Annotated in this window: 15 protein-coding genes and 2 tRNA genes; 9 read left to right on the top strand and 8 right to left on the bottom strand. The window is 69.8% G+C overall.

What is annotated here, in order from left to right; genetic code table 11:
- Window positions 1-18: 18 nt before the first annotated feature.
- The 3 genes from HMPREF3121_RS06655 to HMPREF3121_RS06645 are packed head-to-tail and all read right to left on the bottom strand — an operon-like array spanning window position 19 to window position 2,545.
- A complete protein-coding gene (locus tag HMPREF3121_RS06655; RefSeq protein ID WP_070521288.1) occupies window positions 19-828 on the bottom strand; it encodes an alpha/beta fold hydrolase in 810 nt (269 codons plus the stop codon).
- A complete protein-coding gene (locus HMPREF3121_RS06650) occupies window positions 825-1,433 on the bottom strand; it encodes a GNAT family N-acetyltransferase (protein ID WP_070521362.1) in 609 nt (202 codons plus the stop codon). Before HMPREF3121_RS06650 ends, HMPREF3121_RS06655 begins: the two co-directional genes overlap by 4 nt.
- Window positions 1,430-2,545, bottom strand: a complete 1,116-nt coding sequence (locus HMPREF3121_RS06645) for an isochorismate synthase (protein WP_070521285.1) — start codon at window positions 2,543-2,545, stop codon at window positions 1,430-1,432. Before HMPREF3121_RS06645 ends, HMPREF3121_RS06650 begins: the two co-directional genes overlap by 4 nt.
- A gap of 236 nt (window positions 2,546-2,781) precedes the next feature.
- On the opposite strand from HMPREF3121_RS06645, the gene HMPREF3121_RS06640 reads away from it, so the two are divergent.
- Both HMPREF3121_RS06640 and HMPREF3121_RS06635 read left to right on the top strand, forming a co-directional pair.
- Window positions 2,782-3,522 (top strand): ATP-binding cassette domain-containing protein, encoded by a 741-nt coding sequence (locus HMPREF3121_RS06640; protein WP_052054476.1) that lies wholly within the window; start codon window positions 2,782-2,784, stop codon window positions 3,520-3,522.
- A 36-nt stretch (window positions 3,523-3,558) separates the two neighbouring features.
- Complete coding sequence (locus HMPREF3121_RS06635) at window positions 3,559-4,689, top strand: SufD family Fe-S cluster assembly protein (protein WP_070521282.1); 1,131 nt, start codon at window positions 3,559-3,561, stop codon at window positions 4,687-4,689.
- Between the two features lie 22 nt (window positions 4,690-4,711).
- Here the strand turns inward: HMPREF3121_RS06635 and HMPREF3121_RS06630 are convergent, their stop codons facing one another.
- Window positions 4,712-5,440, bottom strand: a complete 729-nt coding sequence (locus HMPREF3121_RS06630; protein WP_070521280.1) for a mycothiol transferase — start codon at window positions 5,438-5,440, stop codon at window positions 4,712-4,714.
- 57 nt (window positions 5,441-5,497) lie between these two features.
- A complete protein-coding gene (locus HMPREF3121_RS06625) occupies window positions 5,498-6,307 on the bottom strand; it encodes a hypothetical protein (protein ID WP_070521277.1) in 810 nt (269 codons plus the stop codon).
- A gap of 88 nt (window positions 6,308-6,395) precedes the next feature.
- On the opposite strand from HMPREF3121_RS06625, the gene HMPREF3121_RS06620 reads away from it, so the two are divergent.
- Genes HMPREF3121_RS06620 through HMPREF3121_RS06610 form a run of 3 tightly spaced genes read left to right on the top strand, consistent with a single transcriptional unit; the run spans window position 6,396 to window position 9,740 of the window.
- The gene (locus HMPREF3121_RS06620; protein WP_070521275.1) at window positions 6,396-8,255 is read left to right on the top strand and encodes a DUF294 nucleotidyltransferase-like domain-containing protein; all 1,860 of its coding nucleotides are present in this window, start codon (window positions 6,396-6,398) and stop codon (window positions 8,253-8,255) included.
- A 13-nt stretch (window positions 8,256-8,268) separates the two neighbouring features.
- A complete protein-coding gene (locus HMPREF3121_RS06615; RefSeq protein WP_070521273.1) occupies window positions 8,269-8,895 on the top strand; it encodes an exonuclease domain-containing protein in 627 nt (208 codons plus the stop codon).
- 56 nt (window positions 8,896-8,951) lie between these two features.
- Window positions 8,952-9,740 carry a fumarylacetoacetate hydrolase family protein gene (locus tag HMPREF3121_RS06610; protein WP_035123816.1) on the top strand — a complete coding sequence of 263 codons (789 nt, stop codon included), beginning with the start codon at window positions 8,952-8,954 and terminating at the stop codon, window positions 9,738-9,740.
- Between the two features lie 72 nt (window positions 9,741-9,812).
- On the opposite strand, the gene HMPREF3121_RS06605 is transcribed toward HMPREF3121_RS06610, so the two are convergent.
- Window positions 9,813-10,955 carry an isochorismate synthase gene (locus tag HMPREF3121_RS06605; protein ID WP_070521270.1) on the bottom strand — a complete coding sequence of 381 codons (1,143 nt, stop codon included), beginning with the start codon at window positions 10,953-10,955 and terminating at the stop codon, window positions 9,813-9,815.
- Between the two features lie 179 nt (window positions 10,956-11,134).
- Window positions 11,135-11,917, bottom strand: a complete 783-nt coding sequence (locus tag HMPREF3121_RS06600) for an SDR family oxidoreductase (protein WP_070521267.1) — start codon at window positions 11,915-11,917, stop codon at window positions 11,135-11,137.
- Window positions 11,918-11,954: 37 nt separating this feature from the next.
- On the opposite strand from HMPREF3121_RS06600, the gene HMPREF3121_RS06595 reads away from it, so the two are divergent.
- A complete protein-coding gene (locus HMPREF3121_RS06595) occupies window positions 11,955-12,677 on the top strand; it encodes a TIM barrel protein (protein WP_168161380.1) in 723 nt (240 codons plus the stop codon).
- A gap of 10 nt (window positions 12,678-12,687) precedes the next feature.
- On the opposite strand, the gene HMPREF3121_RS06590 is transcribed toward HMPREF3121_RS06595, so the two are convergent.
- A complete protein-coding gene (locus HMPREF3121_RS06590) occupies window positions 12,688-13,689 on the bottom strand; it encodes an SLAC1 anion channel family protein (protein ID WP_083291389.1) in 1,002 nt (333 codons plus the stop codon).
- Window positions 13,690-13,798: 109 nt separating this feature from the next.
- Between HMPREF3121_RS06590 and gltX the strand changes: the two genes are divergently transcribed.
- From gltX to HMPREF3121_RS06575, 3 genes are all read left to right on the top strand, one after another.
- Entirely contained in the window at window positions 13,799-15,286 is a 1,488-nt protein-coding gene (gltX, locus tag HMPREF3121_RS06585; protein WP_070521265.1) for a glutamate--tRNA ligase, read from the top strand.
- A gap of 135 nt (window positions 15,287-15,421) precedes the next feature.
- A tRNA-Gln gene (locus HMPREF3121_RS06580) sits at window positions 15,422-15,493 on the top strand.
- 42 nt (window positions 15,494-15,535) lie between these two features.
- Window positions 15,536-15,608: transfer RNA gene (locus HMPREF3121_RS06575), tRNA-Glu, on the top strand.
- The last annotated feature ends 85 nt before the right edge of the window (window positions 15,609-15,693 follow it).

Raw genomic sequence — 15,693 nt, 5'->3', positions numbered from 1 at the left:
CGGTGACCCGGGCCTGGGTCACCCGCCGCCGAGGCGGAGGAAACCGAGCAGCAGGGCATTGAACGCCTCGGGCCGCTCCAAGTACCCCCAGTGCCCGGTCCGCGGAAGCTCGACGTACCCGCACCGCGGGATGGAGTCGGCGACTTCGCGGACCTGGGCGGGTGGAATCACGGCGTCATCGGCGTAGGCGAGGGCCAGGCAACGCGCCGTGATCCGCCCGTAGGCCTCCCTGCGGTCCCGGCCGTCATCGACCATCGCCTGCAGGCGGGCGCCGTAGCCGGGCGCGGGGGCGTGGCGGACGATGTCCATCCAATCGCGGCACGCGACGTCGTCGAGAAGCGTCGACGCCGACAGGTTGCGAGACACCTCCGCCGCGGCCGCGAACTCGGGGTGTTCCGCCCGCAGCGTGGCATCCGCGTCCGCGGAATTCCGGGACATGGCCAGTTGGGCCGGCGTCTGGCGGGCGTGGCCGGCGGCGAACACCGCCCCGCGCACCAGATCCGGGCGCGACAGGGCGAGTTCCTGGCAGATCCGCGCGCCCAACGACGTGCCCACCACGAAGGCCGGCTGTCCGTGCTCGGACTCGATGATGCCGGCGAGATCCGCGACCATGTCGTCGAGGGTGAAGGGGATGGAGTGACCGGCGGAGACCCCGGAGCCGCGGTTGTCGAACACGGTGACGCGGTATCCCGCCCGCACCAGCGCCGGCACCTGGTGCAGCTCCCACACGCGCCCGCCGTGCCCGCGGCCCATGACCAGGACGACGGGCGGGCCGTCGCCGCGGGTGCGCACGCCGTGGCCGCCCTCCGGCGGCGCCGCGGCCGTCATCGGCCGGTGCCCCGTTCGTAGGTGAACAGCCTGATCCTGCGGTCGGGCCGGGCGTCGAATTCCCCTTCGTCGCGCCACCCGGCGCCGCGCAGGATCTTGTGGACCACGGTGTTCCGGTAGTCGGGTTCCACCGCGAGCTTTTCGCACTCCGGGTCGCTGCGCAGCATCGCCGGGCCGAGTTCGGCCATGAACCGGCCGAAGATGCCCCGCCCGGTCAGCTCCGGGCGCCCGATCGCGATGTGGTAGCCGAGGTCATGGGGGGATGCCCCGTACAGGACGCCGATTTCGTCCCGCATGGGGCGGTAGACCTCGAGGTACCCGACGTCGCGGTCCTCGTACCGGATGATCGCCGGCATCGAATAGGTGCCGTCGAGCCGCGCGCGTGCGTCCGCGCGCCACCGGTCGGGGCCCCAGTCCTGCTCCCAGGCGGCGATGAGGTGGGGAAGGGCCATCCACCCGGCGATCAGTTCGGGGTCCCCGGAGTCGGGGTCGACTGGCCGGAGCCCGAAGGGGGGCGGCATGTCGGGCAGCGGGGGGCGTTCGGCGAGCACGGCGTCGGCGGGGACTTCGCGGAGCCGGGGCAGGATTGCGGCGGGATCGTTCACTGCGCGGCACCCGAGGTCGCGGGTTCGCCGGTTGCGGAGGCGGCCGCCCATTCCGGGCCGAGCCAGAACACGTCGGTGACCGGGCCGAACTTGGCGGTCGTTTCGGCGGTTTCGGCGGCGGGGACGGAATCGGCGACTATGCCGCCGCCGGCATGCGCGGTCACCCGCCGGCCGCGGAGCAGGGCACCGCGGATGGCGACCCTCCATTCGCCGTCCCCGTTGGCCCGGGACCATCCGACCGCCCCGGCGTAGAAGCCCCGGTCCGGCTCGTGCTTTCGCAGGTAGCGGAGCGCCTCGGCGGCGGGGTGCCCTCCGACGGCGGGCGTCGGGTGCAGCAGTTCCGCGAGCTCGAGGGAGGTGCACGAGGGGTCCCTGAGGATGCCGGAGATCGGGGTGCCGAGGTGCCAGGTGTGCTCGGTCTTCATCAGCGAAGGGCGGTCCGGCACATGGAGTTCCAGGCACAGCGGCGACAGCGCGCGCTTGATCGCGTCGGTCACGACCGCGTGCTCGGCGCGGTCCTTCTGCGAGAGCATCAGTTCCGTGGCGCGGGCGTGGTCCTTGACGGGGTCCGCGCACCGGGGCGCCGTTCCGGCGAGGGGATGCGACGAGATGATGGACCCGCGCTTGCGGATGAGCAGTTCCGGGCTGGAACCGACCAAATGGGCCGCATCGGATTCGAGCCCGGAGGGCGTGAGCAGGGCGAGGTACGCGTTGCCGCCGCCCGCGGCGAACGCGTCCGCCAATGCGGCGGGATCGGGGCGGGATTCGAGGTCGAGCACGAGGGCGCGCGACAGCACGAGCTTTTCCGCGTATCCGTCCCTGATCAGGTCCACGGCCTCGCGCACGCGCCGCGTGTGTTCGTTCCTGTCGGGGATTTCCCGCCATCCCGTCACCCGGGGCGGGACCCCCGGTCGGGGCGGTGGGGCGGCCCGGAATGTCTCGGGCGCGAAGAGTGCTGGTGCGTCGCCGTGATGGAACGGTAGCGCGCCGACGATCACCGGACCCCGGCGCCGGCGGAGGAGCCGGATCGCTTCATCGGTGCCGGACGGCACTTCGGCGATGCCTTCGCCGGCCACGCCGCGGCCCTGGGTTCGGAGGAGAAACGAGATCATCGGATTCCTTTGGGATCGGTTGCCGGATGGGGAGCGGACGGATCCGCACGACAGGTAAGGCTAGCCTTAGGCCATATGGTTATTCAAGTATTCGCGGGCGGCCGGGCCTTTGCCCTTGGGGGTATGTGCGGGGGTGGCGTGGCGACGCTTCCCATAGGTGCGCCTATCCTTAGGTCAGTAGCCCACGCTAATTCGCCCGCCCCGGCATCCGGGGCACGGAAGCAAGGAGGACCGGCATGACCGGCAATCCCATTCTCGAACTCGAAGGCGTCGCCATCGCCGCGGGCGACGACGTCATTTGCCGCGACATCGGCCTGACGGTCAACGAAGGGGAGAGGCACATCCTGATCGGCCCCAACGGCTCCGGGAAGTCGTCGCTCCTCTGCGGCCTCATGGGGGTGCGGCCGTTCCGCATCGTCGCCGGCACCGCGACGCTGCTGGGCCGCGACCTCGCCGACATGTCCATCGACGAACGTGCCCGCGCGGGCATCGGCATGGCCTTCCAGCGCCCGCCGAGCCTGACCGGCGTCACCGCCCGCCGGCTCGTCCAGACGCTCGACGAGCACGGCGCCGGGGCAGATGCCGAGGACCATCCCTTCATCGCGGACCTGGGCGTGGACCACCTGCTGGACCGCGAAGTCAACCGCGGGTTCTCCGGCGGCGAAGTCAAGCGGTGGGAGGTCGCCAAGCTCGGGGTCCAGGGCCCGTCGCTGTGCCTCTTCGACGAACCGGAATCCGGGGTCGACCTGGAGCAGGTCGGCATCGTCGCCGAGGTCATCGATGACCTCCTGTCGAAGCCCGACGCCGGGGGCCGGGACCGTGCGGCGATCATCATCACGCACACGGGCTTCATCCTCGACGGCGTCGAGGCGACTACCGCGCACCTGATGATCGACGGGCGGATCGTCGAGTCGGGCGACGCACACGAAATGTTCGAACGAATTCGCCGCGACGGCTACGCGCCGGCGCGCGCCTGATCCGGCACCGCCGGAGCAACGAAAGGAATCGCGATCATGAGCACCGATCTCAGCGCCAACAGGGTGCCGCTCGGCGCCGCCACGGCCACCCCCGAACTGCTCTCGCCGGTCGGCTGGGCGCCGGAGGAGACCCGTTCCAGCACGAGCATCATCGTGGACCACGCCCACGGGACGCTCGACGTCAACGACGACGGCGTCGTCGTCATGCCCCTGTCCCGCGCCCTCGTGGAATACCCGTGGGTGCAGGACCTGATGTTCAGCCTGGTCTCCCCCGACGAGGACGAGGTGCTGCGGCGCGCGTTCGAGTCGACCCGGGAGCCGCTGGGCACGTTCACCTGGGTGCGCCCCGGCGCCACGGTGGACCTGCCGTCGCAGTCGTTCTGCGTGATGACGGTCCCGCAGGAGCGCCAGTTCATCCACGACGTCACCGTCATCGGGGAGGGGGCCGTCGTGGACATGGTGTCCGGCGCGGCCGTCGCCCCGGCGCTGACCCGCGGCCACCACGTGTCGCTGTCCGAGACGTTCATCGGCGACGGCGCGCAGGTCCGTTCCGTCGACGTCGACCGCTGGGGCTCGGACATGGACGTGACGTCCTATGCCCGCACCAAGATCGGCGAGAATGCGTCGGCCAGCAGCGTGTCCGTCGCGGTGTGGCCGCTGCGCCGCTGCCGCTCGGACTCCCGCACCGAGGTGGGCGCCGGTTCATCGTGCGTGAACCATTCGATCATCCTGGCCACGGGCGGGTCGGAGCGCGTCCTCGACACGGCCATCACCCTCGCCGGCCCGGAGGCCCGAGCCGAGCAGGTGTCCCGCATGGTGTCCGACGGCGGCACGATCCGCAACCACAACGTCCTCCAAGCGACCAGCGGCGACACCCGCGGGTTCCTCGAGTGCGACGGCCTGATGCTGCGGGCCGGCGGCCGGGTCGAGTCCATTCCGGTGCTCGACGCCGGGGTGGCGCGGGCGCAGCTGTCCCACGAGGCGTCGGTCGGCATGATCGACGACGAGAAGATGGATTACCTCATGTCCACCGGCCTGACGGAGTCCGAGTCCCGCGACCTCATCGTCCAGGGGTTCCTGAACCTGGACGATGAACGGATCCCGTCGTCGATCCGCAAGACCGTCCAGGGGCTGGTCGAAGCCGCCCGCGGCGCCGAGAACATGTAGGCGCGCGGCGGGCGCCGGCCCGCTAGTCCTCGAGCAGCGCGATGAGCTGCTCGCGGACCACCCACCGGCGGCGCTGCGACCGCTCCGGGCCGGTGACGCCCTCGGAGACCCGGATGCAGGCGGCCTCGATGTCGACGGTGCCCAGCTGCTTGCCGTCGGTGGTGGTGATGAGGTGCCCGCCGTAGTACTCGTCGGGCTCGATGGCGTCGGCGGGGTGGCCCTGGCGGTCGAGCTCGTCGATGATCAGGTCCAGCACCGACCGCTTCTGGCCGACGCGCGGCAGTCCGGCGAGCAGGGCGTCGCGGGTGATCTCCAGGTGGCCCAGGTGCTGGGCGCACTCGTTGTAGACGTGCACCATCACGCCGCCGATCGTCGGCAGCCACCAGCGCCGCTTGTCGGCCGGGGGAGCGGCGGGCGCATCCTGCGGGTCGGCGTCGCGGAGCTTCTCCAGCGCGGCGACGATGACCTCGCGCTGTGCGGCGTGCCGCTCCAGTTCGTCGGCGACGGTGCCGGAGGCGGAGAATTCGCCGGTGCGGTCCCGGACGTCCTCATTGCCCAGGCAGACGTGGTCGAGCCAGTAGCGGGCGGAGCCTCCGACGTGGCGCAGCAGCACCAGCGGGGAGTTCACGCCGGGGATGTCGGGGCGGGCGTTGGCCAGCTCGTCGTCCATACCGCCGACGATCGCGGCGATCGCATCGAATGCCTCGAGAATGTGTGATTCCAGCGGGCGGGCGGGGTTCTGCGTGTTCATGCATCCACCATAGCCGTGATCGATGTCACACGGCAGACATTGCGGCGCCCATGGTTTTCACCGTTCGCCCGGCCCCGAGCCGACATCCCCGCCCTCGGGTCCGCCAGGGTTGATCAGGCCCGCGCGCATCATGGCGTCTTCGAAAGCCCCGTCGACGACGACGGAGGGCTTGCCGCCCGGGCCGTCGGGTCCGCGGACGTCCTGGATGAAAGGCCCGTCGCTGAAACCGCTGTCGACGGTGGCGGAGGACACCTCCGGGTCGTGGATGTAATACAGCCCGTCGAACCCCGTGTCGTCTCCGAAACGCTCGAGAAAATCGAAGAGCATGCCCACGCCCTGCAGCGACGTGTCGTCGACGAGCGGGACTCCGATGATCGAACCGCGTCGCGGGGCGACGGCGAGCACCCCTTCGCCAAGTGCCGGGACGCCCACCCGTTCCGCGATGCGCGACGGCAACGACGCCAGCTGCGAGGACACGAAGAAATGATCGCCCTCCAACAGCCACAGCGGGCCACCGCCCTCCACCTCCACCGACGACAGATCCGAGGGTTCGACCTCGGTGTTCTTCCGCGCCGCGGCGAAGAGCAGATCCAGATCGCGGCCGGCCAGCTGGGCATCGGTGAGCGTGGTGACGTGCGTCGGCAGATCCCGGCACATCACCTCCACGAACGGGCCGATGCGGCGCGAGTACGCGAACATCTCGTCATGGGCGTGTCCGGTCATCCGATCGAACAGACGCGACCGCAGCGAAGGCATCAATTCCGCGTCACCGGAAGGGATGTCGTCGTTAAGCGAAAAAGCCTCGTCGGCCGCGGGGGCGGAATCGGGGGTATCCCGGGAATCGGGCGTGCGGCGTCGGGAGAACATGGGGCCAACCTAGCAGCGGCGTTCTATATTCTGGGGGAAACCAACGCCGTCGGGCGGCGAAGGCCCGACCGGAGCCCCAGGAGGCCCCATGTCCGTCGAGCTCGACGAAATCCGAGACTTCCTCCGCGCCACCCCGCCCTTCTCGGAGCTGCCCGAAGCGGAACTGAAGACGCTGCCCGGCCGACTGACCATGCGCTACGCCCGCCGCGGCCAGACGATCATCTCGGCCGGACGCGCCAACGACGTCCTTTACATCGTCCGCTCCGGCCTCGTCGACGTCTTCGACGCCTCCGGCACCCTCCTCGACCGCCGCGACGACGGCGGCACCATGGGCTACTCCACGATGATCTCCCACGAGCCGTCCCTGTACACCATGACGGCCGTGGAGGACACGCTGCTGCTCGTGGTGCCGCAGGACGTCTTTGACGACCTCATGAGCCGCTACCCGCAGGTCAGCCGCCACTACGGGGGTGAAAACGCACGCATCCGCGCCGTGGCCTCCGACCTGCGCAGTTCCGCCTCCTCCGACGCCCTGCGCACCCGCGTCGCCGACCTCATGGCCGGCCCACCCGTGCACATCGAATCCACCGCCACCATCGGCGACGGAGCCACGCTGATGACCGAGCGCGGCGTGTCCTCGCTGATCATCATCGACGACGGCGAACTGAGGGGAATCCTCACCGACCGCGACCTGCGCCGCCGCGTCCTCGCCGCCGGGCACGGCCCCGAATTGGCCATCGCCGAAGCCATGACCCCCGACCCCGTCACCGTCGACCCGTCGATGCTGGCGTTCGAGGCCATGCTGCTCATGGCCGAACGCGGCTACCACCACCTGCCGGTGGCCGACGACTCCGGCGTGGTGGGCATGGTCGTCATCGGCGACCTGCTGCGCACCCTGCACACCGACCCCGTCTACGCCACCGCGACGCTGGCGCGGAAGAAGACCGTCGAGGAAATCGCCGAGGTCGCCGCCAACGCCCGCCTGGTGGTCAGCCGCTTCATCGAGCGCGGCGTGTCCGCCGACGAAACCTCGCGCCTGCTCACCGTCACCGCCGACGCCGTCGCCCGCCGATTGCTGGACATGGCAGAGGACAGGTTCGGGCCCCCGCCGGTGCCGTACTCCTTCGTCGTCCTCGGCTCCCAGGGCCGCCGCGAAATGGGCATGGCCTCCGACCAGGACAACGCGCTCATCCTCGACGACTCCTACGTCGAAGCCGCCCACGGCGAGTACTTCGAGAAGCTGTCCGAATTCGTCTGCGGCGCCCTCGCCGAATGCGGCTACCCGCTGTGCCCCGGCGACATGATGGCGTCCAACCCGGACTGGCGCATGAGCCTGTCGAAGTGGAAGACCGTGTTCCACCAGTGGATCACCAAACCCGACCCGGACGCCCTGCTCCATGCCCAGACTTTCTTCGACATCCGCGGCGTCCACGGTGAAGACCAGCTCGTCGACGACCTGCGCGCCTCCTACGTGCCCATCGCCGAAGGCTCCAAGCGCCTCCACGCGCACCTGGCCAAGCTCGCCGCGCACCGCGAACCGCCGCTGGGCTTCTTCCGCGGCCTGGTGCTGGAAAAGGGCGGCAGCCACGAAAACACGCTGGACATCAAGAAGGGCGGCATTGCCACGGTCGTGCAGATGGCCCGTCTGTTCGCCGTCTCCGCCGGCCTGCCGCAGATCGGCACCCGCGAGCGACTCAACGCCGCCGCCGGCGCCGGTGCGGTGAGCCGCCAAGGAGCGGCGGACCTGCGCGACGCGTTCGACTTCCTGTCCACCGTGCAGTTCGGCCACCAGCAGGCGGCCGTCAGCGCCGGCGGCGAGCCGAACAACCACGTCAATCCGAAGAAATTGTCCCGCCTTGAACGCGAGCACCTGCGCGACGCCTTCGGCGTCATCCGCCGCCTCCAGCAGTCGCTGGCCACCAAGTACCCCATCAACCAAATGTCGTGACGGGGCCGCGGACATGGGATTCTTCGATTCACTTTTCGGCGGCGGGCGCCGCGGGGCCACCGGTGCGCTGGCCGAGTTCTACGACACACCGACCCGCGACGAAGCCTGGCTCGCCGTCGACGTCGAGACCACCGGCCTCGACCCCAACAATGCGCGGCTGCTGTCCATCGGCTGGGTGCCGGTCGACGGCGACGAGATCATCCTCGGCGGCGCGGGCCACGTGATCGTGCGCGGCGAGGACGGGGAGGAGTCCGTCGGCGAGTCCGCGACGCTGCACGGCCTGACCGACGACGAGGTGGCCAAGGGCGTCGAGCCGCGCGAGGCCGTCGAAATGGTCCTCCAGGCGTTGAAGGGGCGGAAGCTGCTGGCGCACTTCGCCAAGCTGGAGACCGGCTTCCTGGACAAGGCCTGCCGCCGGCATTTCGGCGCCGGCCTCAAGGTCGACGTCGCCGACACGATGCAGCGGGAGTACCTGAAGTACATCGCCGCCGATCGCGAGCCGCGCCGCGACGATCTGCGGTTGTGGACCTGCCGCGAGCGTTACGGTCTGCCGCCGTACAAGGCCCACCATGCGCTCACCGACGCGCTGGCCGGTGCGGAGCTGTGGTTGGCGCAGGACGCTGCGGGGCTGCCGCGATAGCCGGGGAAGTGGGGTCGATCACGCGGCCCCGGGGGCGGCCATGTAACCTGTCCCGCATGCGTATTGCTCGAATCGCCCATCCCGAGGGCATGTGCTTCGCGCTCGTGGAGGGCGAAGGTGACGGTGTCCAGCTGCATGAAATCGAAGGTCACCCGTTCGGCGAGGTGACCAAGACCGGCCGTGCGTGGCCGCTCGCCGACGTGCGTCTGCTCGCGCCGATGCTGCCGTCGAAGGTGGTCGCCATCGGCCGCAACTACGCGGACCACGTCAAGGAGGTTTTCAAGACCTCCGGCGAGTCGCTGCCGCCGACGCTGTTCCTGAAGCCGCCGACGGCGGTCATCGGCCCGGAGGCCCCGATCCGCATCCCGGATTTCGCCACGAAGGTGGAGTTCGAGGGCGAGCTGGCGCTGGTGATCGGCAAGCCGTGCAAGAACGTCAAGGCGGCCGACGCCGAGTCGGTCATCTTCGGCTACACCATCGTCAACGACGTGTCGTCGCGTGATCTGCAGTTCGCGGACGGCCAGTGGGCGCGCGCGAAGGGCATCGACACGTTCTGCCCGCTGGGCCCGTGGATCCAGACGGAGCTGGATTACGAGGATCTGCCGATCAAGGCGCACCTGACGCAGAACGGCGTGACCGAAACCAAGCAGGATTCGAACTCCAACCAGATGATCATGTCGATTCCGGAGATCATCGAGTTCATCACCGCGTCGATCACCCTGCTGCCGGGTGACGTCATCTGCACCGGTTCGCCGGCCGGCACCGCGTCGATGTTCCCGGGCGACCGCATCGAGATCGAGATCCCGGGCATCGGTTCCCTGGCCAACCCGGTCGAGCGCGCTTAGCTTTTCGTCGCGTTTTCGCTTGACGACGACGCCCCTCCCGGACCTTCGCGGTCGGGGAGGGGTTTTCGCGTGTCAGAGTCCGAATGCGCGCAGGACGGTGCGGAGTTTGGCGGTGGTTTCGGCGAGTTCTTCTTCCGGGTTGGATTCGGCGACGATGCCGCCGCCGGCCCACAGTCGGGCGTCGGTGCCGGCGGCGTCGATTTCGGCGCAGCGGATGGAGACGACGAATTCGCCGTCGCCGTCGGAGTCGCACCAGCCGACGCAGCCGGCGTAGAAGCCGCGGTCGGATTCGACGGCTTCGATGACGCTCATGGCGGATTCGGTGGGGGTGCCGCAGATCGCCGGGGTGGGGTGGACCAGCAGCGCCAGGTCCAGGGCGGAGATGACGGGGTCCTTCAGTTCGCCCCGGATGAACGTGCCCAGGTGCCACATTTCGGAGGTGCTCAGCAGCTGGGGTTCGTGGGGCACGTCGAGGTGGGAGCAGATGGGGTCGAGGTTGTCGGCGATGTCGTCGACGACGAAGGCGTGTTCTTCGTTGTTCTTGCGCGAGGCGGCGAGTTTCGCGGCGGCGGCCTCGTCTTCGTCGCGGTCGCGGGAGCGGGGGGCGGAGCCGGCCAGGGGGAAGGCTTCGACGATGGTGCCGCGGCGGCGGACGAGCATCTCGGGGGAGGAGCCCACGAGCAGACGCCCGGTGAAGCGACCGCCCGCGGGGCCGAGGTCGGCGACGAAACCGTCGCGGTTGGGCGACTGGTCGATGAGCCGCGCCGACAGCTGCAGGGGGTCGATGGCGGGGTTGATGGCCAGGTCGACGGCGCGGGCCAGGACGATTTTCTCCAGGCCCGAGACCTTCATGGTGCGGATGGCGGCGTCGATGCGCTCGAGGTGTTCCGCGGGGGCGGGGTCGTGGCGGAGGATGCGGGCCTTCATCTCCGGCGAGTTCCACCGGTAGTGGGCCGGCGGTTCGAGGGGTTGCTCGGAGCGGATGATCTCGCGTGGGACGGTCAGCGCGGCGGGGCGTTCCGGGTTGAACGGGATCGCGCCGACGATCATCTGGTGCTCGCCGCGGCGCAGGCGCTCGGCGGCGAGCCACGGGTCGGTGTAGGTGGCCAGAGACCCCTGGGTGCGCACCGAGCCGTGGCTGCGCGACAGCAGGAAATCCGGGGCTGTGGCGGGGCGGCCGTCGAAGGTGGCGCGTTCGTCGCCTTCCGAGTTCATCGGATCCGTTCACCGCCTTCCCGCGCTTGACCTTGCGGAATACCGGAAAAGGGCTGGTCGACGCGGTGCGTCGCCGTGGTCGGTCCGGTGTTCCGGGAGTGGTTCGATGATACCCAGCAGGTGCCGGGGAACCGATTCGTCCCCGATACCTCCATGTCAGAGGGGTGCACGACGGTGGCTCAGCCCCGTCCCGCGAAGGGCATTCCGGCGGCGGTGACGGTGAGTTGGTCGACGACGGCGCTCGGCGGCAGCGATGCGGCGTAGACGAAGGCGCGGGCGGCTTCGGCGGCCGGGAACGTCGGTTCGACCAGGCGGGTGCCGTCGGCCTGCAGCGCGCCGGTAGACGCCCCGAATCCGGCGAGCAGTCCGGTGGCGGCGTTGCCGATGTCGATGCGTGTGGCGGTGATTCCGTGCGGCCTGCCGTCGAGCGAGGTGACGGCGGCGAGTCCGGCCAGACCCGCCTTCGATGCGGCGTAGGGCGCGGAGTGCGGTCGCGGGGTTTGTGCGGCGATGGAGCCGTTGAACAGGATGCGCCCGCCGGACGGGTCCTGTGCGGCCATGACTCGGAAGGCGGCCCGGGCGGTGAGGAACGCGCCGGTCAGGTTGACCTCGACGGTCTCGCGGAAGCCGGCGGGGTCGACGTCGCCGAGCGGGGCGGTCGGCCCGGGTACTCCGGCGTTGACGACGGCCAGGTCGAGGCGCCCGTGGTCGGCGATGATGCCGGCGACCAGCGCGTCGACGTCGGCTTCGTCGGTGACGTCGCAGCGCGCCCAGCTCAGCCTGGCGGGGTCGGCGGCGCACGTCGTCTCGAGCGGTTCGGGCGTGCGGCCGCAGATGCGCACGGTCCATCCGTCGGCGGCCAGTGCGGTGGCGACTTCGGCGCCGATGCCGGCTCCGCCTCCGGTCACGAGGGCGATGCGCGGGGTCGCGTCCGCGGGTGCATGGTCCTTGACCTGGTTCATGCCGAAGATTGTGGCATGTGCCACTAGCCTGGCGGGCATGACCCCCGCCACGCACGTCGCCAATTGTTCGACCCTCTTTCCGGGGCTCGCCCCCGCCGAGGCCGCCCGCGCCGCCGCCCGGGCCGGGTACCGCGAGGGCGAGTTCTGGTGGCCGTTCGCGATGGAAGAGCCGTCGGAAAGCGAGATCCGGGACTTCGCCGCAGCACTGGATTTGGCGGGCTTGCGATTGGTCGCGATCAATCTGTGGGCAGGTGACATGGCGGCGGGCGAGCGCGGGGTCCTGCACGAAAGGATGCTTTCCGACGCGCACCTGGACGCCGTCCGGCGGTTGATGCGGCTGACGGGGGTGTCGATGGGCAATCTGCTGCCCGGCGCGGGCGGGCCCGAGGTGACGGAGGTGCAGCGGCGACACGTGCGTGCCGTGGCGGATGCGTTGCCGGGGTTCACGCCGCTGATCGAGCCGATGTCCGGCAACCCGGATCTGCCGGTGCGCGACCCGTGGACGGCGACGCAACTGTGCCGGGAGACGGGCGCGGGGCTGCTGCTCGACGTGTTCCATCTCGCCGAACTCGGCGTCGACGTCGACGACTGGCTCGACGACGTGGCGGCGGGGAAGCAGCCCCTGCCGCATCACGTGCAGATCGCCGATTCACCGGGCCGGGGCGCGCCGGGCAGCGGGGACGCGCCGATCGAGGCGTGGCTGGGGCGGCTGGCCGACCTCGGCTACGAGGGGCGCGTCGCCGACGAGTGGCTGGGGTAGCGCCCCCGGGTCACTCCGCGACGAAGATTCCGCCGCGGGCGATGGCGTTGACGGTCTTGCCCCACAGCCACGCGATGACCAGCGAGGCGATGGCGAGGAAGAAGATGCCGAACACGGTGGAGTAGAGCAGCGTCGCGGCGGCCATGGCGGCCAGGGGGAAGGACATCGCCCAGTGGGGGATGTTGAACGGCAGCTCGATGATTTCGGGGAGCATGGTCAGCGCCAGCAGCAGGAATGCGCCGGCGGTGGACAGCAGCGCGGCGCCGGCGAGGCTGGGGTCGTCCAGGTCGCCGAACAGGGACAGCGCGGCGACGGAGCCGACGGCCGGCGGGGCGACGAGGATGAGCACCGTCGGCCGGAACTTCGGCGGCATCGCCTGGTGGGTGAACAGGCGCAGCAGCACGATCGGCAGGACGCCGAGCCACATGATGATGCCCACGGAGAAGCTGAACACGCTCATGCCGACGTTGCCGAAGCTCACGCCCGCCAGCGGCACCAGGACGTTGCCGACCACGGGGATGAACCATGCCGGGGTGACGTGGTCGAGGGTGATGCGCGGGTGGATCCACATGCGCATGGTCAGCAGCATGCCGGCGATGTGGCCGACGGCGCCGACCCACCACATGCCCTCGGCGACGGCGTCGGGTAGGACGGCGCGGCCGGACGTCGCCAGGATGACCAGCGACACCGTGATCGCTGTGAGGAACGTGACCTTCATCGGGTGGCGCAGGTCCGCCAGCAGGCGTTCGCGGGAGGAGATGCGCACGCCGTAGGCGATGAGGAGGGCGACGTAGACGACGGCCGCGAGCCAGAACAGGGCGTCGGCGATGAACGCCGGGGTGCCCAGCACGTCGTGCGCGCGGCGCCACGCCATCGCGAGCCCGCCGGTGCCCATCACCGTGGCGAACAGGGGGAGCGGGGTCAGTCGCAGCTTGTCCATCAGGGTCGGGGCGGTTGCGCTTCCGGGCTTGCCGACGGCGCCGCCGGGCTGGTCATCGCTGGTCACGTTCATGAATTGCCATTAAACCCCAGGGGGTATAAATGGGCAAGTGATCGGCCACGCGGCCGGGCCTCCCCCTTGGCCGCGAGCGTGCAGGCGGGGGCGGGTATCGTCGTCAAGCATGTCTGATGTTCGCGTTCGCTTTTGCCCCTCGCCGACCGGCACCCCACACGTCGGCCTGATCCGAACCGCCCTCTTCAATTGGGCGTACGCCCGCCACACCGGCGGCAAGCTCGTGTTCCGCATCGAGGACACCGATGCCGCGCGCGACTCCGAAGAGTCCTACCAGGCCATCATCGAGGCGCTGACCTGGCTCGGCCTCGACTGGGACGAGGGTATCGACGTCGGCGGACCGCACGGCCCGTACCGCCAGTCGCAGCGCAAGGACATCTACGCCGACGTCCTGGCCAAGCTCATCGAGGCCGGCGAGGCCTACGAGTCCTTCTCCACCCCGGAGGAGACCGAGGCCCGCCACCGCGCCGCCGGACGCGACCCGAAGCTCGGCTACGACAACCACGACCGCAACCTCACCGACGAGGAGAAGGCCGCCTTCCGCGCCGAAGGCCGCAAGCCCGTCATCCGCCTGCGCATGCCCGACGAGGACATCGCCTTCGAAGACCTCGTCCGCGGCCGCGTCGAGTTCAAGGCCGGCGTCGTCTCCGACTTCGTCATCGCCCGCTCCACCGGCGAGCCCCTCTACACCCTGGTCAACCCCGTCGACGACGCGCTGATGGAAATCACCCACGTCCTGCGCGGCGAGGACCTTTTGCCGTCGACCCCGCGGCAGATCGCCCTGTACCGCGCCCTGGAGCGCATCGGCATCGGCTCCGGCGTCCCGAAGTTCGGGCACCTGCCGTTCGTCATGGGCGAGGGCAACAAGAAACTGTCCAAGCGCGATCCCGAGTCGGACTTGTTCATCCACCGCCGCAACGGTTTCCTCCCGGAGGGGTTGCTCAACTACCTGGCTCTGCTGGGCTGGTCCATCTCCGCGGACAACGAAGTCTTCACCATGGACGAGATGGTCGCCGCCTTCGACGTCGCCGACGTCAACTCCAACCCGGCCCGCTTCGACCAGAAGAAGGCCGACGCCATCAACGCCGAGCACGTCCGCCGCCTCGCGCCCGAGGATTTCGCGGCCCGCCTGCGCACCTACCTGGCCGAAACCCGCGACTGGCCCGTCGACTACCCGGCAAAGGACTTCGCGTTCCTGGCGGAACTCGTGCAGACGCGCATCAAGACCCTCGGCGAGGCCTGGGACCTGGTGAAGTTCCTCGTCGTGTCCGACGACGATTTCGAACTCGACGAGCGCTCCGCCCGCCGCAACCTCAAGGACGACGCCGTCGCGGCGCTCGACGCCACCATCGCCGCGGTGGAGGGTCTGGCGGAGGAGGACTTCGTCACGCCGGCCATCGAGGCCGCGCTGCAGAAGGCCCTCATCGAGGATCTGGAACTCAAGCCCCGCAAGGCGTTCGGCCCCGTCCGCGTGGCGGTCACCGGTGCACAGGTTTCGCCGCCGCTGTTCGAGTCCATGGAGCTGCTGGGCCGCGAGAAGTCGCTGGCCCGACTGAAGGCCGCCCGCGAGGTCACGCCCTGGCCGACCGACGCGTAGGAGCATGCGCGCAACCGAGCGAATTACGCGCTTGTTTTCCCTCTGACCAGCGGATTTGTGTGGTTGCGCGCCTTCTGGCTATATTAGTCCTCGTTGCAACGGCAGCCGGTCGAAAGGCCGGAGGTCGAAGCGCGATGGCCTATGGTGTAATTGGCAACACTACGGTTTCTGGTACCGTCATTCTAGGTTCGAGTCCTGGTAGGCCAGCTGAATTCCAGCAGATCGGAAACGATCCGCAGCGAGTTCTGCGCCCCGTTCGTCTAGCGGCCTAGGACACCGCCCTCTCACGGCGGCGGCACGGGTTCAAATCCCGTACGGGGTACGAAGAGGAAAAGCCCCCGCGAAAGCGGGGGCTTTTCGCATGCGTGCCGGAGCGGGCGGATTCTAGGAGTCGTTGCAACACCAGC

Source organism: Corynebacterium sp. HMSC11E11, assembly GCF_001807025.1.
In the GTDB taxonomy this organism is placed as follows: Bacteria; Actinomycetota; Actinomycetes; order Mycobacteriales; family Mycobacteriaceae; genus Corynebacterium; species Corynebacterium freneyi.
This window is presented reverse-complemented; position numbering and strand designations above follow the sequence as displayed.